The sequence below is a fragment of the Thalassospira xianhensis MCCC 1A02616 genome (assembly GCF_003326475.1).
Classification (GTDB): domain Bacteria; phylum Pseudomonadota; class Alphaproteobacteria; order Rhodospirillales; family Thalassospiraceae; genus Thalassospira; species Thalassospira xianhensis.
Map to the genome: position 1 here is coordinate 1 of NZ_JPWA01000027.1, position 17,656 is coordinate 17,656.

The window sequence follows — 17,656 nt, forward strand, 5'->3', positions numbered from 1 at the left end:
CTGGCGGTGGCGGTTATGATTGCCGGGGCCAGCACCGGTCTGGCATCGCCGCCGATGGCTGCTGCTGTTGCGGTGGCAGTGCGACGTGACCGGCAGGATATGACCAATACCGTGATCAATGCCGGGACCAGTGTTGGCGTGATGTTGTCGTGGCCAATTGCGTTGATGATTGGTGGCCAATGGCGGCTTGTCTTTGCGGTATTTGCCGGTGCCGCCATTATCCTGACGATTGTCCTTATACGGACAATTCCGCGCGGGACAAAGGCCGCGGCCACACAGTCCAAAGGTGGAATGCTGTCCCTGAAAGGGGATGTCGCCAGATTGATTTGCGCGGCCTTTCTGATGGGGGCGGCAAGCACGGCAATCTGGTCATTTGGCGGGCAGCTTGCACGGATGCAGCTTGATCTGGGGGAAAGCGGCAGCGGTGCATTGTGGGTTGCCATCGGGATCGGTGGTATTGCCGGTGCGTGGGCAGGGGCATTTTTGGCCCGGTTCGGGATCAACCGGGTGCACTGGGCTTTTCTGGCACTGATGGCGATCGGTATTCTTGCTGCGGGAACAGGCACGTTTATGGCCGTAACGTTCGCAGGCGGGGTTTTGTTTGGCGGGGCCTATGTCACGTTAACGGGGGTGTATCTGGTGTGGGGTGTGCGGGCACTTCGGGATCGGCCCGCCACTGGCCTGATGATCGGTTTTTTGACCATTGCCATCGGTCAGACGGCTGGCGCACCGGTTTTCGGGTTCCTGCTGGACCGCATGGGGCCAGATCGTGCCGTGGTTATTTTTGCCTGTCTTGGCCTTCTGGCCGGGACAATGAGAACACGCAAAAAACGGGTTGCCGTTGATCCTGAAATCCGGCGGGCAACCCCTACCGGCTAGCAGCTATTTCTTGATGACGATCAGGGCCATGATGGCTGCAAACAGGCCAAACAGAATGCCGCCCACAGGTATGCCAGACAGGATGCCGGAAAGGGCGGCATCTTCGTTGATCAGGGCTTCGAACGCGACCAGCGGCAGGATCAGGGATGCCAGAAACAGAAAGACCGGATTGAACAGTTTGTTTTTCATGGTCTTAACCCCCGATCATCGCAATCAGCAACAGGCCCAGCGCCATGAAGCCGCAAAGGGCGGTCAGAAGGACACCGGTTTTCAGCACGACCGATAAAACCGGCCCTTCCTTGCCCGAAAGCCCGACGGTCGAACAGCCGACCAGGATTTTTGACGGGGCCAGCATACTGCCAAGCGATGCGCCGGTTGCCTGTGCGGCCAGAACAAGGGCGGTGGAAATGCCCGAAAGTTCGGCGGTGTGACGCTGGAACATGCCAAAGACCACGTTGGAATTGTTGGTGCTGCCGGTCATGAAGGCCCCGAGGGCGCCGATGGCTGGTGCCACCACCGGATAGGCGATGGCAAAGGAGCCGGAAAACAGCGCAGCGCCACCTTCGGCCAGCGCGTAGGTCATGCCCGCGTGATCCATGATAATCGCAAGGCCGATAACCGGCACCATGCCGATGCTGGTCGGAAGGCCGCTTTTGACCGTGCGTTGCCAGATGCGTCTGGCGATGCCGTTATCATAGCGCCCGCGGATTTTGAAAAAGGCAAAGCTGATGGCGGCGGTATACAGCAGCAACGCGCCGGGATGGCCGAAAATGGCAATCGGTTTGGCGCTTTCGGCATCGATATTCCAGCCAAGATCGGTTGAAACCGCCGGGAAATCGAAGGTCAGGCGAAGGCCGGACAGGAAATCCTCGACCGGTGCGACGAAGGTTGCCAGACCGACAATCACCATGAAAACGAGGTAAGGGGTCAGTGCCTCGATCAAAGGCATGTGGTGATGGTCGTCTTCGGTGGTTTCGGCCACATCATCCGGATGGGGTTTCCAGAACCGGGTGACAATGATCGAGGTGACAAGCCCGGCAATCCCGGCAGTCAGCCCGCCCAGCGTCCAGACGCCGTAATTCGCCATCAGATATTGAACAACACCCATGACACCGGCAATCAGCACCAGCGGCACGATCCGGCGACGCACGGTGCGAAAACCGCCATCCAGCCACAGAACCGCCGCCCCACAGGTAAAGCCCGACAGGCCAAGCAGAATGGCGGAATAATGCGTTAGTTCAGTGCCGGGAATGCCGGTAACGCCGATCAGGGCCTCGAACGAGGTTGCCATATTGCCAAACAGCACCGACCAGCTATGGCCGATCATCGGGGCGGCAACCGCGATGACGGGCGAGAACCCCATGCCGAGCAAAAGCGGGGCGATCACCGCAATCGGCACACCGAACCCGGCGACGCCCTGCAGGAAGGTGGCAAACACATAACCAAGGATCAGCAACTGCAACGGGCGATCATCGGTTAGCTGGCGGATGGCCCGCCCGATGGTCTTGATGGCCCCGGCTTCTTCGGCCGCGAAATAAAGGATCAGGGCAGCCCAGACGATATAAAGGATATAAAGTGCCAGCATCACGCCCTTGGCCTGCGCGATGATCAGCATATCGGTCGGCGCACCAAACGCGATCATGGCGATGGCAACGGTGACGAACCATGCGGCCGCACCGGCGCGTGCCGCGCCCCAGTTTGCCTTGATCATCAGAAACAGAATGGTGGCGATTGGCAGGGCAGCCAGAAGGAAGTCTGTCATGGGGGCGAGCCAAAACCTTTTGGAACAATGTGTTGCGGTTGATTTCCCAACCGGGCCGACATCTTGTCCCAGCGCATCTGCAAGCGCAAGAAAACAGTTGGGGTCAGTGCGGATGCATTTCATATGATGAAATACAAGAACGGGCCCGATCAGCATGGATCGGGCCCGATAATTACCTGATGAAGTGTTTCAGGCGCAGTTTCATGCGATTTTTTCGGCCTGTTCGGCGTCAAGTTCGTCACGCAGTTCGGCGGCAATCGAGAATGATTTCAGCCGTGCCGCGTGATCAAAGATATTGGCGGTGACCATGATTTCATCGGCCTTGGTCATGTAAATGAAATCGCGCAGTTTTTTGCGTACGGTATCGCGCGAGCCGATTGCGGCACAGCGCATGGCATGATCAACCCCGGCCTTTTCCACCCGGTTCCAGATGTCATCCATCGATTTGACGGGTTTGGGTAATTGGCCCGGCGAACCGCGCCGCAAATTCAGGAATTGCTGCTGCATGGAGGTGGCAATAAATTCGCCTTCCTCGTCGGTATCGGCGGCAAAGAAGCCCATTGCGGCAATCGCATAGGGTTTATCAAGCTGTTTGCTGGGCTCGAACCGGTGGCGATACAGCGACAGCGCATCCATCAGCATATCGGGCGCAAAGTGTGACGCAAAGGCAAAGGGCAGGCCAAGACGGGCCGCCAGATCAGCGGAAAACAGGCTGCTGCCCAGAAGCCACATCGGGACTTCGGAGCCATAACCCGGAACGGCCCGGATTGGCGGGTTGCCTTCAAGCGGGGCAAGGAATTGCTGAACCTGAAGCACGTCCTGAATGAAGCGTTCCTCGGTCCCGTGCATATCACGACGAAGGGCGGCGGCGGTGCGTTGGTCGGTACCCGGTGCCCGTCCGATACCCAGATCGATACGGCCGGGATACAGGGCATCAAGGGTGCCGAACTGTTCGGCAATCACCAGCGGCGCATGGTTGGGCAGCATCACGCCGCCTGAACCGACACGAATGGTTTTGGTGCCCGCCGCAACATGCGACATGACGACCGAGGTTGCGGCACTGGCGATGCCGGGCATGTTGTGATGTTCGGCCAGCCAGTAACGATGAAAGCCGAGCTTTTCGGCATGCTGGGCGAGTTCAAGCGTATTGCGCAAGGCATCGCGCGGGTGCTCGCCCTCGTTAACGGGGCAAAGATCAAGAACGGAAAAACGGGGCATAGGCATAATCCCAGTTGGGCGCAGGCCGAAAACGGCGCGCCGGATTTCAGTGTTGGGATTAATCTAGCCCAAAATCAGATGCTTGCCAGTGCGGGAGTGTCGGTTTTAGGGTCAGGACCGGAGAAAGGATAGAATATGCTGATCATTTTTGGCGGTTTGCCCGGTGTTGGCAAGACATCCATCGCACGCACACTGGCACAAAAAATCGGTGCGGTGCATCTTCGGATCGACACGATAGAGCAGGCGATCCTTGATGCCGGGGTGCCGCCCGATGATGATATCGGTCCGGTCGGCTATATGGTTGCCAACCGGCAGGCCACCGATAACCTTAAGCTCGGCCTGACAGTGATCGGCGATGCGGTCAATTCGGTTGAAGAAACCCGAAGTGAATGGCGACTGGCAGCAGAGCACGCCGGGAAACCGTATGTGCAGATTGAACTGATCTGTTCCGATCCGGGGGAGCATCGCCACCGTGTCGAAACGCGGTCTTGCGATATTGAAAACCTGCATCAGCCCGATTGGGACAAGGTCCTTGGCCGTCATTACGAGCCGTGGGACGGGGTTGATCTGATCATTGATACGGCAAAGATGACGGTCGATCAGGCGGTTGATGCGATCTGTGATGTCGTCAATAAAAACAAATAATATTCAGTTGCTTATGTCGCTTTCCTGATCTTCTGCGCGATGCGCATTCAGCGTGCGGCTGACGAAGTTGCGCAGTACGGTCGAGATATCGTTGCTGCGATAGGCCAGTGCCAGATGCGCCATCGGGACATCCCCCGCGACCTTGCGATAGACCACCCCGTTGACCTGCAATTGTGCCATGGCGGCGGGGACAAGCGAGAAGCCAAGTTCGGCAGCGACAAAGTTGATCACCGATCCCAATTGCGGCGCGCTTTGCCCCATGACCGGTTCAAACCCGGCGGCACGGCAGGCGGCAACGACGATATCAAAATGGGTTGGTCCGACCTGGCGCGGGGTCAGGATCAGGGCGTCATCGCGCAGGGTTTCGAGTGCCACCGTTTCACTTTGTGCCGCCGGATGACCCGCCGGAAGCACGATCAGCATCGGTTCGGATTTCAGGCGATGCAGTTTGATGGCATCGCTGTTGGCAGCACCTTGGCGCAGGAAGACGGCATCGAGCTGTTCGTCCATCAATGCATTCAAAAGGCGGGCTGAATTGTTTTCTTCCAGCGTCATTTCAATCCCCGGATAGGACCGGCGGAAATCACGGAAAACGCGTGGGACGCTGGGGCTGAAGGCTGCGGATGCGGTGAAGCCCACCCGGATCGAGCCGATTTCACCGCGACCGGCGCGACGGGCTGCACGGATGGCGCGTTCGGCCAGTTCGGGGAAATGCTGCACGATATCGCGAAAGGCAGTTCCGGCCTCGGTCAATTCCGCGCCATGCGGGACGCGGTGAAATAGCTGGGTGCCGATTTCGGTTTCAAGATCGCGGATCTGCTGGCTTAGCGGCGGTTGACCAATGCCGATGCGCGCTGCGGCACGGGTAAAGTTCCCCTCGCGGGCGACTTCAAGAAAATATCGAATATGGCGCAGTTCCATCCGGTATCTCTAAAACATATCGAAAACGACTGTGACATATATTGGACGGATATCGGGAAAGCTGCAATCCTTTCGGTCAGATCAGAATTCTTCAAAACGAGGCCGGAAGTATGAGTGCCTATCGGGCGAAAAGCCCCGCAGCGCAGGCTGCCAATGATGACATCAAGCCAGTAGTTGCCGGGGCCGAGCCGGTTTATACCGAACCGGGATCGCCGGAATTTCGCCGGATCAGTCTGGCGCTGTTTCTGGCGGGCTATGCGACCTTTTCGCTGATTTACTGCGTGCAGCCGCTTTTACCGGAACTGGCGCGTGATTTTGCCGTTAGCCCGGCATCGAGTTCGCTTGCGCTGTCACTGACGACCGGGTTCCTTGCCTTTGCCATCCTGCTTGCCGGGGCGGTATCCGAAGCGTTTGGGCGTAAGCAGTTGATGTTTGCGTCGATGTGCGGGGCATCGCTTTTGAACCTGATTGCGCCATTGCTTTCCGATTGGCATGCATTTCTGGTGGTGCGTGCGCTTGAGGGCCTGATTTTGGGCGGGGTTCCTGCGGTCGCGATGGCGTATCTGGCCGAAGAAATGCATCCGCGCGGCCTTGGCACCACGATGGGGATTTATATCAGCGGGACCGCCCTTGGCGGCATGAGTGGCCGCGTGGTGATCGGCATTCTGACCGATATGTTTGGCTGGCATCTGGCACTTGGTGCGATGGGCGCACTTGGGCTGCTCGCCGCCCTTGGGTTTGTCATCCTGCTGCCTGCCTCGCGCAATTTCGTGCGCCGCCCCGGTTTTCAATTGTCATATCATGTCCGGGCGTGGGAAGGGCATCTGCGCCATGCCGGCCTGCCATTCGTGTTCCTGATCGGGGCATTTGCGATGGGCTGTTTTGTGACGGTCTATAATTATGCCGGGTTCCGTTTATCCGCGGCCCCCTATGACCTGAGCCAGGGGCAGATCAGTCTGATTTTTGTGGTTTATCTTTGCGGGATGGTGACGTCATCCATTGCCGGTGCCATGTCCGACCGGATCGGCCGGGGCCCGGTTTTGCTGGCGGGGATCCTGATTGCAGGTGTTGGGGTTGCCTTGACCCTGCTTTCCAGCCTTTGGGGCATGATCGGCGGGATCATGGTTCTGACCAGCGGGTTCTTTGTGGCCCATTCGGTGGCAAGTGGCTGGGTCGGGCGGATGGCAAAGCAATCCAAGGGACATGCGTCATCGCTTTATCTGCTGGCCTATTATCTGGGGTCGAGCATCATGGGATCGGTCGGTGGCTGGTTCTGGTCGCATGGCGGCTGGGACGCGGTGGCGGCATTTGCCGGGGCACTTCTGATTGGTGCGGCGATTTGCGGAACTTACCTTTGGCAGGCCGCAAGACGGGCTGAGGCCGTTGCCTGACATATAAAAAGAAACCCCCGCCAGAAGGCGGGGGTTTTTGTTTGATAGCCGGTAACAGGCGGGCTTAGAGCCAGTCCGGGCTCGGCAAACCTTTTTCCTTGAGGAAGGCCGGGTTCCACAGCTTGCTTTGATAGCGGGTGCCAAGGTCACACAGGATGGTGACGATGGTTTTGCCCGGGCCGAGTTCACGGGCCAGACGTACCGCACCGGCGATGTTGATCCCGGTCGAACCGCCCATGCACAGCCCTTCTTCCTTGAGCAGATCAAAGACGATCGGCAGCATTTCATCATCTGAAATCTGGAACGGGTGATCGATATCGATGCCTTCGAGGTTGGCGGTAATCCGTCCCTGACCGATCCCTTCGGAGATCGAGCTTCCTTCGGATTTCAGTTCGCCAAATTTATAGTGGCTGTAAAGAGCCGCCCCCATCGGATCGGCAAGACCGATCTGAATGTCCTTGTTGCGATCCTTAAGCGCCATCGATACACCGGCAAGCGTCCCGCCAGTACCGACCGCACAGATAAAGCCATCGATCTTGCCATCGGTCTGTTCCCAGATTTCGGGGCCGGTGGTGTCGATATGGCCCTGACGGTTGGCGACGTTATCGAACTGGTTGGCCCAGATGGCACCGTTCGGTTCGGTCTTTGCCAGTTCTTCGGCCAGACGGCGCGAGACGTGAACATAGTTGTTCTGATCGCGATAGGGGACGGCGGGGACTTCGCGAAGGTCGGCACCCAGCAAACGCAGCAGGTCTTTCTTTTCCTGGCTTTGCGTTTCGGGGATGACGATCACGGTGCGATAGCCAAGCGCGTTGCCGACAACGGCAAGACCGATGCCGGTATTACCCGCAGTGCCTTCGACAATCACGCCACCGGGCTTAAGCAGGCCGCGTTTTTCCGCGTCGCGAATGATGGCAAGGGCCGCGCGGTCTTTGACCGATCCGCCCGGATTGGCATATTCCGCCTTGCCCAGAATGGTGCAGCCCGTTAGCTCGGAAACCTTTCTGAGTTTCACAAGCGGGGTGCGGCCAATGGCTTCAATGGTGCCATTGCGAATGTCCATGACAGACTCCAAGCGTGGTTAGAACGTGTTTTGTTACCTGTTGATTGGGTCTTTTATACACAAAAGTCAAGATTGATTAAAAATTACCACTAAATTTGTGTGTTAATTAACTCGCATCCGGCAAACACGTTTACACGCCCGAAACCCCAGCTTCCCGGCGAATACGGTCGCGATTGAGCATCAGCCATTGAATGGCAATCGTCGCCGTTGCATTGCAGAGTTGTCCATCACGCAACATGGCAAAGCATTCATCGGACGATACCGTATAGACACGAATGTCTTCGCCTTCTTCCTCAAGCCCGTGCAGGCCACTGGCACCCGATGCATCGACCCGGCCATAATACATTGTCACCGTCTCGCTCGAACAGCCGGGTGTCACATAATAGCGTGAAATCAGTTCAAGTTCGCCGATGATCGAACAACCGGCTTCTTCCATGGTTTCGCGGTTCGCGACATCCTGCATTTCCTCGCCGTCCTCGACGATGCCAGCGACAATTTCCGTCAGCCAAAGCGGCATTTCAGGGAACCGCTGATGGACCGAAATGGCCCCAGGGCGGAATTGTTCGATCAAAACGACTTCATCGCGCACCGGGTCATAGGGCAGGACAGCGACGGCATGGCCGCGTTCAAGAACCTCGCGCTGCAGAACCGCACTTTGGCCGCCGTTAAACAACTTGTGACGGAGTTCATAGACATCGAGTTTGAAGTGACCATCCCAGCCGCGTGTCCGGCGGATGATTTCGTAATTATTTTGCTGTTGCATAAATTTTGCCCGGTCATGGTTCTGGAATTTCTATTCCGTCGACAACATATATCCCATGGTTTCACAACAGCTTTGTGAAGAGAAGAGGGCAGTGGAAATTCGTGATTGGCGAGAGAAATCATGACAACGCACGCAGAAGGAACCCTGAATATTGCAATGCAACTATTCGCAAGGGTGAAAGCGACCGTGTCGTATTTTAATTATTGTTAATATAGTATAGCATTTGATCAGTTAGCGCGCGGAATAAACGCCACCAGGCCGGATAGATGGCGCGTTAGATCGCATTGGCGGGGATAACGGGGCTTTGATGCGATTCGAACCGACAGAAATTGCGCGTCTTTACGGGCGATCGCGAGTGGGAGTTGTCGTGCACAGGGATTTGACCGCTGTGTATGTCAATGATGCCTACGCGAAAATGCTTGGTCGCAAAGATGTGAAGGATTTCATGTCGGAGCCTGACCTTCGGCAATATATCCCGCCAAGTTTCCATTACGAAGCGGCCAAGCTGGTGGCGGAATTTCAGGAAGCCACCGGGTTCCATGGCTGGAAAAAGGTTTATAACCTGCGTACCGATGGCACGCCGGTCTGGATGGAGATCAGCGACGAGACCGTTGAATGGGCCGAGGAAAATGCTGTCCTGACAACTGCGCAGCTGATTGATAACGGCACGACCGCGATGCAGGTCGATCACATGCTGGGCCGGTCCTTTATCGGTGTGATGGTCCATCGCGATATGACAGCGCTTTATGTCAATGATGCCTTTGCCCGCCTGATGGGGGCGGATAATGCCAGTGCATTCATGGAAAAGCCCGACATATTGCGATTTATTCCCGACGCGGATCGCGAACGTGCCTTAAAGCATGTTGCCGATATTCTGCATGGCGAACGGGAAGGCGAACGCCATCGTGTGCGTGATGTTCTTGATAACGGCAATATCGTCTGGCGGGACCTGACCGATGAACGCATCCTGTGGCATGATGGTCGTCCGGCTATTTTGACGACCGCGCATGATGTACGCGAAGAAGTCGAAATGAACGAAGCCCTGATGCGGACCAAGGCCGGCCTTGAAGAAGCCGTGACCGAAGTCATCCGCATGGTGCCGTCAGCGGTTGCAATGCTTGATATCCGTCAGAATGTTGTGAATTACAACCGCGAATTTGCCCGTCTGTTTGGCGCAGAATCCGGCAACAGCGATGATGCGCCCGTCTTTGATATCACGATCCTGCGCGAGATGTATGACGCCATGATCAAAAGCGGCCACGGGCACGCCAATAACGAAAGTGTCAGAACACCATCCGGTTGCCATGCCGATATCCGCATGAACCTGATGGAAGATGGCGGCGTGATGGTTTCCGCACTGGATATTTCCAGCCATAAACGCAAGGAACAGCATCTTGATGCGCTGGCGTCGACCGATCCGCTGACCGGGGCATTGAACCGGCGCGGATTTGAATCGGCGGTCAGCCGACTGCGTGAAATCCGGCAACTGAAGGGCAAGGTCTGGCAGTTCGGGTTGGTGGTTCTGGATGTCGATTATTTCAAATATGTCAATGACACCTATGGCCATTCGGTCGGTGACCGGGTTCTTGAGAAAATCGCAGTAACCCTGCGCCAGGCGCTTCGAGATGATGATCTTGTCGTGCGTCTGGGCGGCGAGGAATTTGCCGTTCTGTTGCCGTCGGCAACAGCAGCAGTGACCAAACGGATCGCCGAACGGCTGGCAACAATGATCCGTGCAATCGAAATACCGGTTGGCAATAGCGGCGATGAGAACGTTACCATCACGGCAAGTTTTGGTGTCACCGTTGGCGGGGAATTGCGCGGGCATTTTGTCGAGCTGGAGCAGGCGATGCTGACGGCAGACCGGGCGATGTATGCCGCCAAGGAAGCCGGTCGTGACTGCATCAAGTTCCTGACCTTTGATGACGATATCGACAGTTGATCCGGACTGAATTACCGTATCGCTTTGCGTAAAGTGGCAGGCGAAAAATGAACATTCGCGATATGCAGGCGATGGATGGAAGCGCGGTTGTCGATATCTATGATCGGGCGCTTAAATCCGGTCATGCATCCTTTCAACAAAATGGCGGAACATGGGCCGACTGGGATGGCGGGCATTTGACGAAATGCCGCTATGTCGCGCTTGACGATGCCGGACAGGTAACCGGTTGGGCCGGATTATCCGCCGTTTCGGGGCGGTGTGCCTTTGCCGGTGTTGCCGAGGTATCGGTTTATGTCGATCCGCGCTGTCAGGGGCAGGGGATCGGGAGCCGTTTGATGCAGGCATTGATCGAAGGTTCTGAACAAAACGGTTTTTGGTCACTGGAAGCCGGAATATTTCCCGAAAATACCGGAAGTGTTGCCCTGCATCGAAAGCACGGATTCGAAGTCCTGTGCCGCCGCACAGGGTTCGGACGTATGGGATATGGACCGATGCAGGGGAAATGGCGCGATGTGTTGCTGCTGGAGCGGCGGAGCAGGAGGATCGGGATCGACTAGTTAGCGCAGCCACCAATCCGGAAAGGAGTGTGCGTAAAATCCCTTAGATGATCTGGAAATTGATCCGCCGATGCGTTAAGCAGCTAGGGCACCCGCGAAATGCCCGTTACATACGCGGCAAATAAACGATACAGGAGAGCGCCACCGTGAATGAAATCAGCAAAATTGCCCCGGTCGCAATCTGGGAGAACTTCCAGAAACTTTGCGACACCCCGCGCCCGTCGACCAAGGAAGAAGCCGTTTTGCAGCTTCTGGAAAATATGGCCGATGCCAAGGGTTTTGAGCATTTCCGCGACAGCGGTAGCAACCTTGTTATTTCCATTCCGGCGAAACCGGGATTCGAGAATCGCAAGATGGCGATCCTTCAGGCCCATGTTGATATGGTGACGCAGGCCAATAGTGGTTCGACCCACAATTTTGATACCGATCCGATCCGCATGCTGATGAATGGCGAATGGATCACGGCGGATAACACCACCCTTGGTGCTGATAACGGCATCGGTGCGGCGGCGATGATGGGCTTCATGACCGAAGAAGGTCTTGAACACGGTCCGCTGGAACTGTTGTTCACGGTTGATGAAGAACGCGGTCTGACCGGTGCGATGAATCTGGAGCCCGGCCGACTTAAGGGCGAAATCCTTCTGAACCTTGATACCGAGGACGAATACGAGCTTTGCGTGGGCTGTGCCGGTGGTGGCGATCTGGTCGCGAGTTTTGCCTATACCCCCGAAGCCGTTGAAAGCGGACAGGTTGCACGTGAAATTGCCCTGACCGGTCTTAAGGGCGGGCATTCAGGGATCGATATCATCCTTGGACTTGGGAATGCCAACAAGCTGATGGCGCGTTTCCTCCGTACCGCCATTCGTGATCTTGGCGCGCGGATCGTTACCATCAATGCCGGTACGGCGCGTAACGCGATCCCGCGGGAATCCTTTGCAACGGTCGTTCTGCCGTCTGACAAGGCATCGGCCTTTGATGGTGCACTGAGCGGCTTTGCAGCCGAGATCAAAGACGAGATCGGCGCGATCGAGCCGAACTTTGCCATTGCAGCCAAAGATGCCGCGGTGCCCGCAAAAGCGATGAGTGCAACGGACTCCAAACGTTTCAATAACGCGGTTGTCGGGGCGCCGAACGGTGTGCACGCCATGAGCACCAGCGTTGAAGGTGTTGTTGAGACGTCGATCAATCTGGCGATTGTCAAGCTGGCCGATGGCAAGGCGGATGTTACCCTTTCGGCGCGCAGTTCGATCAATTCGGCGCGTGATGCCCTTCGCGAGGTTGCGACATCGGTGTTTGAAAATATCGGGGCCACGGTGAAGTGGGGCGATGCCTATCCGGGTTGGAAGCCGAATGCGGACAGCGAAGTCGTCAATATGATGAAGACCGTTCATCGCGACATGTTTGGCAAGGATCCTGAAATCCGGGTCATTCATGCCGGTCTGGAATGTGGTGTATTGGGGGCGAAATATCCGCATTGGGATATGGTTTCATTCGGCCCGACCATTAAACGCGCACATAGCCCGGACGAGTGCGTCCATGTGCCAAGTGTCCTGCGTTTCTGGGATTATCTTCTGGCGGCGCTGAAGGCGATTCCGGTCAAAAACTGATTTTGGTTACTTGGTAACCTACAGATTAGAAGTCTGTTGCGACTGACCGTATTTGCGGTCAGTCGCAACTGTTTGTGGCACACCACTCATCGCGTGCCTTTGCGCCGCTTCCGGGCACCAGCGCATCCAGATTGACAAAGCCGGTCTCGCCAAGGGCGGTTTCAATTTCAATCCAGAAATCCTCGCTTGGTCCGTCGATATAGACGGTTTCAAAGCGTGCCAGACGCCGCATGACCGGATATTCGATGCCGGGGCCTTCGCGCATGTTCAGAAGATCACGATCGATGTAATAGGGATCGCGTTCCTCGCCGATGATTTGTTCGACTTTGCGCGTCAGTTCGCTGGTCTTTTCGGACACAAGTTTCGGAATGTCGTGACTGACAAAGCCCTGTCCCGGCCCAAATGCAACCAGCAGACAGAAAATGACAACAAATAGCGGGCTTAGATGCAAAAGTGCATCAAGCATACCGGCCTGTTTCCATTCGCTGCGTACCCGGCGAAGGGGCTTTCCGTCATCCAGACGCCGCAGATTGGCGCGGATCTGTTCGGCCAGCACCGACCGGTTGGTGCCGATGAAATCACTGGCCTGTAATAAGACGGCCCGGGCAAGCGGTTTATTTCCGCTGCGTTCGAAGGCGGTGGCCTGCGTGAACAGAAGTTTTGCATTGCCTTCCGCGGGGAGGGTACCACCCCGCATATTGCCAATAATGGCCCGCCATGCAGGAATAAAGCTGCGCCAGCCCCAGAAACCCCGCAGCCATGTTTTGAAGCTGGCTTTGAGTGCCATGCGCTTTGCCCCCTTCGGGGCAAGATTGGCCGTGATCTTTTCGATTTTCAGGGAATTCAGAAAGCCGCGAACAATGGTGAATTCCACCTGACGGGGTTGGGCTGATACGACTTCGGTGACCGCACAGCGCACAAATCCGGCCTGATCCGGGTTCGTACGGTTTTTTGCATGGCGTTTGGCCCCCGGATGAATGTTTGATTTGCGGGCCGCGTTGCGTTCCTGCTGCTGGCGATAGGCCTCGTTGGCACGTGCAAACCTGTCTTCTTCGCTTTCGCGGTTGGTTTCGGCCTTGCGACCGGTACCGGCAAAGCCCTGTCGGGTGCGTTGCGATCCGGCATTTTTCGCCCCGGCAGCCTGCGGACCATAGGGGCCGTTTTGCTGTTTGCCTGCTGTGTCGCCGGTGCTGTTTTTACCGTTGCGAGGCGTATTTGGTGGAGCCTTGCGTGTGCCGATCAGGATTTCATAGGCTTCGGTGATGTCCTTGAATTTTTCTTCGGCATCGATATCTGCATTTCGATCAGGATGAAATTCGAACGCCAGTTTGCGATAGGCAAGCTTGATTTCCTTTGCGCTGGCACCGGGCGCAATTTTAAGCAGGCGATAATAGGTCTCGTGGTGATCCTGACTCATTCGTGAAGGGCATCCCGCACATAAATATTGTCCCGAAGCCGGACAGGTAAAACATGTTCAATTTATATTCGTATCGACGTCAGGATCATATGATTGAAATCTTAACACGTTGTCACTTTTGCGTATTTGCCATATTTTGCAAGAATTGATCCGTCCACCGCGAACCGCTTAGCGAGTATCCGCCTTGAAACTTAAATTCTGGCAACGCAATGCCGACCATGACGGCGATGTCCTTGACCACGGTGATGGTTACGGTGGTGATATGCCCGAATTTGTGATGCCGGATGGCCACAGGCTTAGCCTTGGGACAAAGCTTCGCGCTCGTTGGCAGGGGTATGACAACCCGGTCGAATATTATCTTCTGCAAAAAGAAATCGATGATTACCGGGCGTGGCTTCACAAAATGCGCCTGTTTCTTGCCCGGCCGGTCGAGCCGGAACTGGGCGAGCTTGAACTTGATGATGAAATTGGTCGCTGGCCGCCAGAACGGGTCAAGCTTTATGCCAAGCTGTTTGATCGCGGGATCATGATCCCCGGTGGTCATGATTATGCACTGGAACTGGCAAAGCCGCTTGCGCTTGACGAAACCATGAGCTGTCTTGAAATCGGCGCGAAGCTTGGCGGGGTGGCGCGGTTGCTTGCCGATAAGCTGGGGGTCTGGGTCACAGCCTATGAACGTGATGGTGAACTGGCGTTGCTGGGTATGGAGCGATCCGTTCAGGCCGGTGTTCAGAAAAAGGTCCCGGTGCAGGCATTCGACCCGTCCAGCCCGGAATTGCGCAAAGCCTATTTTAACGTGGTCTATTCGTTTGGGGACCTGTTCCACATTGAAAACAAGGATGTTCTGCTGGTGTCGCTGGCGGAAACGTTGCGCGATCATGGCCAGATATTGCTGACAGACTATGTCCTGACATCCGAAGGGCACGAAGATGCCGTCGCCGAATGGGCCAAGCACGAGGATTTCCGACCTTACCCCTGGACGGCGGACCATTACAAGAATGCACTGGGCAAGCTGAAATTCGACATTCGTATCGCCAAGGACGAGTCAGATGTTCATGTAAAGCAGATCAAGACCGCGTGGATGGCGATGCTTGCCGATATCCAGAATAGCGGATTGGACCCGGATGTTCTGGCATATCTGGTGCCGGAGATGGAAATGTGGATGAATCGCGTAAAAATGCTTGAAAACGGGACGCTGGCATTTTATCGGTTCTACGCAACGATCAGGTGATCGACCGGTTTCATGTCTGCTGCTGGCGACGAATGAATGGACTTTGTCCCGAATTCTGTCGCTGCAACCTGTTTTAGGTGTTGACAGGGGCAGGGTGTACTTCTATTTTCCGGCTTCCTCGAAGGGGCCAAGTTTCTAAGGTTTACTATTATGAAGATCCGGAACTCATTGAAATCCGCGAAGCTGCGGGAAAAAGGCTGCCGTATCGTGCGCCGCCGTGGCCGCGTATACGTGATCAATAAAAAGAACCCGCGTTTCAAGGCGCGCCAGGGTTAATTCCCGGTACCTTGTTCTCACAGGTTTTACAAAACGCCGCATCGGTTCATCCAATGCGGCGTTTTGTGTTTTGTGGTGTGCCCCTAATCAATACCATCAATCGGAATGGTATAGACAGCGGTTGTTTCACTGCGTCCGCGCAGCAGGATTTCATCGGCAAGGCGGGCCTGGGCCGGGTCTGAAAGCTGTTCGAATGTGGTGCTTGCAATCAGGATGCGCGTGCCCAGTTCCTTGTTCTTGGCTTCCAGCCGGGCTGCACTGTTGACCGCATCGCCATGTACGGTGAATGTCAGTCGGTCCGGTGCCCCGACATTTCCTGCGACCAGCAGGCCGGTATTGATCCCGCAACGACAGCGCAGTTCTTCGCCGTCGAACAGATGGTTATGCACCAGCTTTTGCAGGGCGACAGCCGTGCGGACCGCCGCATCAGCGTGACCGGGTACCTCGTCAAAGGCATTGAATACGGCAAGGATGGCATCGCCCTGGAACTGGGTGATGATGCCGCCGTTTTCTTCGATGATTGCGGTGGCCTTCGCGAAATAGGCATTCAGGATCGTTACGATCCGTTGCGGGGCTATCTTTTCGCTGAGTGTCGTAAAGCCGACCAGATCAACGAACAGGATCGATGCCTCGCACTGATGGGATTGCACATTACCGGTGTCATCATCGGCGGCCAGCAACTGCTGGGCAATGGTGACAGGCAGGAATTTGCCAAACAGCCGTCCGATGCGTTCCCGGTCACGCAGGGTAATCGCCATTTTGTTAAACGACCGTGATGCATCGTTGAATTCGATGATGTGGCTGCCGGGCAGTATTGGAAGATTATCGAGAATACCGGTTTCAAGTTGGCGTGTTGCGGCTGAAAACCGTTTAAGTGGTCGCGTGAAGTAATGCGCGATCATGACGGCGAGAATGATTGCAAGGACCATAATTGCCGTTCCGATCATGGTCGCGAGCTTCAGGCGTTCCCATTCACGGGTAAAGACCGTCGGATCAAAATGCATCCCCATGAGAATGGGAAGGCCTGCCGATTCTTCAAATTTCCGGGTGATGATAACGTGATATCCGTCATCGGTTTCAAGTGCGGCGGCCTGTGATCCGCTGGTTCCGTCCCGCGATGGGGTATTGTCAAAATCAAATGTCTGCCATTGCTTCATACGCGCAAGAACCGGATCGGCAAGATCGTCAATACGAGGCAGGACGCCAAGGATATCATTGGACCCAAGATTTTCGGGCGGGTGCAACTGGTGCCAGTCCGATAGGGAAGGATGGGCAATGACATGTTCGTTGACGATAACAAAGGGGGTGCGCCCGGCCTCTGTCGGGTCGGTTTTCAGATCGCGTGAAAAATCGCCAAGCGAGACAAGCTGCACAAGCGACCCGACATATTGCCCCCTTTGAAACAACGGAATCATTTCGCTGATCACGACCTGATTGACCAGACTGTTCCAGCGCGGAAACTGTGTGATGCTTTGACCCGGACCATAGGCCATCAGGGATCGGGCGATGATGTCTTCTTCGGGATCGGCTTTGCCGGAAAGAGGTTTGTCCGTTTTTGGATCATAGCCCCGGAAATGGCCGTCGGGTGTCAAAAGGCCGATGGCTGTGACGTCAAGTTCATTGGTAACAAGGGCGGCCAGGGTCTTGTCCCATATGGCAGCATTATCCGGTGACAGATCACCATGCGCCACTTCGCGTGCAACCCATAGATTGCGGCGTTGCATCCGGTCGATCCGGGCGCGCATGGCGTCTTGTGCGTCTTCCAGATCGGCATGTGTCATCGCAATCCACAGATTGCGGGTATTGTCATAGGCCGTATCAAGACCAAGACGGAGCGCCAGTCCCACACCCAGTACGCTGGTAATAAAAAACGCACCCAGCAATACGCCAAGTATCGAAAAACGCCCCCTGCGTTCAGTCATCATGTTCCCCGTATGCCCCCGAAGACCCAGTTTGTGTCACCGGGTTGTCGGTAAAGTTTACT

The 17,656-nt window shown here is 55.9% G+C and carries 16 protein-coding genes; 8 read left to right on the top strand and 8 right to left on the bottom strand.

Translation table 11 applies throughout. The annotated features are described in order from the left end of the window. On the top strand, positions 1-879 hold an 879-nt coding region (locus TH5_RS18460; protein WP_147250132.1), incomplete at its 5' end, for an MFS transporter. Positions 880-882: 3 nt separating this feature from the next. On the opposite strand, the gene TH5_RS18465 is transcribed toward TH5_RS18460, so the two are convergent. The 3 genes from TH5_RS18465 to TH5_RS18475 all read right to left on the bottom strand — a co-directional run bounded on the left by TH5_RS18465 (position 883) and on the right by TH5_RS18475 (position 3,859). Beyond that, a complete protein-coding gene (locus TH5_RS18465; RefSeq protein ID WP_062949325.1) occupies positions 883-1,068 on the bottom strand; it encodes a hypothetical protein in 186 nt (61 codons plus the stop codon). 4 nt (positions 1,069-1,072) lie between these two features. Then, positions 1,073-2,641 carry an L-lactate permease gene (locus tag TH5_RS18470; RefSeq protein ID WP_114123128.1) on the bottom strand — a complete coding sequence of 523 codons (1,569 nt, stop codon included), beginning with the start codon at positions 2,639-2,641 and terminating at the stop codon, positions 1,073-1,075. Positions 2,642-2,842: 201 nt separating this feature from the next. After that, a complete protein-coding gene (locus TH5_RS18475; protein WP_114123085.1) occupies positions 2,843-3,859 on the bottom strand; it encodes an LLM class flavin-dependent oxidoreductase in 1,017 nt (338 codons plus the stop codon). A 135-nt stretch (positions 3,860-3,994) separates the two neighbouring features. On the opposite strand from TH5_RS18475, the gene TH5_RS18480 reads away from it, so the two are divergent. Beyond that, the gene (locus tag TH5_RS18480) at positions 3,995-4,504 is read left to right on the top strand and encodes a P-loop nucleotide/nucleoside kinase family protein (RefSeq protein ID WP_114123086.1); all 510 of its coding nucleotides are present in this window, start codon (positions 3,995-3,997) and stop codon (positions 4,502-4,504) included. A gap of 3 nt (positions 4,505-4,507) precedes the next feature. Here TH5_RS18480 and TH5_RS18485 read toward each other — a convergent pair whose 3' ends face one another. Further along, entirely contained in the window at positions 4,508-5,425 is a 918-nt protein-coding gene (locus tag TH5_RS18485) for a LysR family transcriptional regulator (protein WP_114123087.1), read from the bottom strand. A gap of 110 nt (positions 5,426-5,535) precedes the next feature. On the opposite strand from TH5_RS18485, the gene TH5_RS18490 reads away from it, so the two are divergent. Beyond that, entirely contained in the window at positions 5,536-6,816 is a 1,281-nt protein-coding gene (locus TH5_RS18490; RefSeq protein WP_114123088.1) for an MFS transporter, read from the top strand. A 64-nt stretch (positions 6,817-6,880) separates the two neighbouring features. Here TH5_RS18490 and TH5_RS18495 read toward each other — a convergent pair whose 3' ends face one another. Then, positions 6,881-7,879, bottom strand: a complete 999-nt coding sequence (locus TH5_RS18495) for a cysteine synthase A (protein WP_007090011.1) — start codon at positions 7,877-7,879, stop codon at positions 6,881-6,883. A gap of 130 nt (positions 7,880-8,009) precedes the next feature. Next, the gene (locus TH5_RS18500) at positions 8,010-8,642 is read right to left on the bottom strand and encodes an NUDIX domain-containing protein (RefSeq protein ID WP_114123089.1); all 633 of its coding nucleotides are present in this window, start codon (positions 8,640-8,642) and stop codon (positions 8,010-8,012) included. 367 nt (positions 8,643-9,009) lie between these two features. Between TH5_RS18500 and TH5_RS18505 the strand changes: the two genes are divergently transcribed. The 3 genes from TH5_RS18505 to TH5_RS18515 all read left to right on the top strand — a co-directional run bounded on the left by TH5_RS18505 (position 9,010) and on the right by TH5_RS18515 (position 12,748). Further along, the gene (locus tag TH5_RS18505; protein WP_244204970.1) at positions 9,010-10,584 is read left to right on the top strand and encodes a sensor domain-containing diguanylate cyclase; all 1,575 of its coding nucleotides are present in this window, start codon (positions 9,010-9,012) and stop codon (positions 10,582-10,584) included. Between the two features lie 47 nt (positions 10,585-10,631). Beyond that, on the top strand, positions 10,632-11,141 hold the full coding sequence (locus TH5_RS18510) for a GNAT family N-acetyltransferase (protein ID WP_114123091.1): 510 nt from the start codon (positions 10,632-10,634) through the stop codon (positions 11,139-11,141). Between the two features lie 146 nt (positions 11,142-11,287). Further along, positions 11,288-12,748 carry an aminoacyl-histidine dipeptidase gene (locus tag TH5_RS18515; protein WP_114123092.1) on the top strand — a complete coding sequence of 487 codons (1,461 nt, stop codon included), beginning with the start codon at positions 11,288-11,290 and terminating at the stop codon, positions 12,746-12,748. Between the two features lie 58 nt (positions 12,749-12,806). Here the strand turns inward: TH5_RS18515 and TH5_RS18520 are convergent, their stop codons facing one another. Next, positions 12,807-14,165: a DnaJ domain-containing protein gene (locus TH5_RS18520; protein WP_114123093.1), complete on the bottom strand. Its 1,359-nt coding sequence runs from the start codon at positions 14,163-14,165 to the stop codon at positions 12,807-12,809. 184 nt (positions 14,166-14,349) lie between these two features. On the opposite strand from TH5_RS18520, the gene TH5_RS18525 reads away from it, so the two are divergent. Further along, the gene (locus tag TH5_RS18525) at positions 14,350-15,396 is read left to right on the top strand and encodes a methyltransferase domain-containing protein (RefSeq protein WP_114123094.1); all 1,047 of its coding nucleotides are present in this window, start codon (positions 14,350-14,352) and stop codon (positions 15,394-15,396) included. 150 nt (positions 15,397-15,546) lie between these two features. Next, a complete protein-coding gene (gene ykgO / locus TH5_RS18530; protein WP_007090004.1) occupies positions 15,547-15,672 on the top strand; it encodes a type B 50S ribosomal protein L36 in 126 nt (41 codons plus the stop codon). 83 nt (positions 15,673-15,755) lie between these two features. On the opposite strand, the gene TH5_RS18535 is transcribed toward ykgO, so the two are convergent. After that, complete coding sequence (locus TH5_RS18535; protein ID WP_167443594.1) at positions 15,756-17,594, bottom strand: adenylate/guanylate cyclase domain-containing protein; 1,839 nt, start codon at positions 17,592-17,594, stop codon at positions 15,756-15,758. Positions 17,595-17,656: the final 62 nt, after the last annotated feature.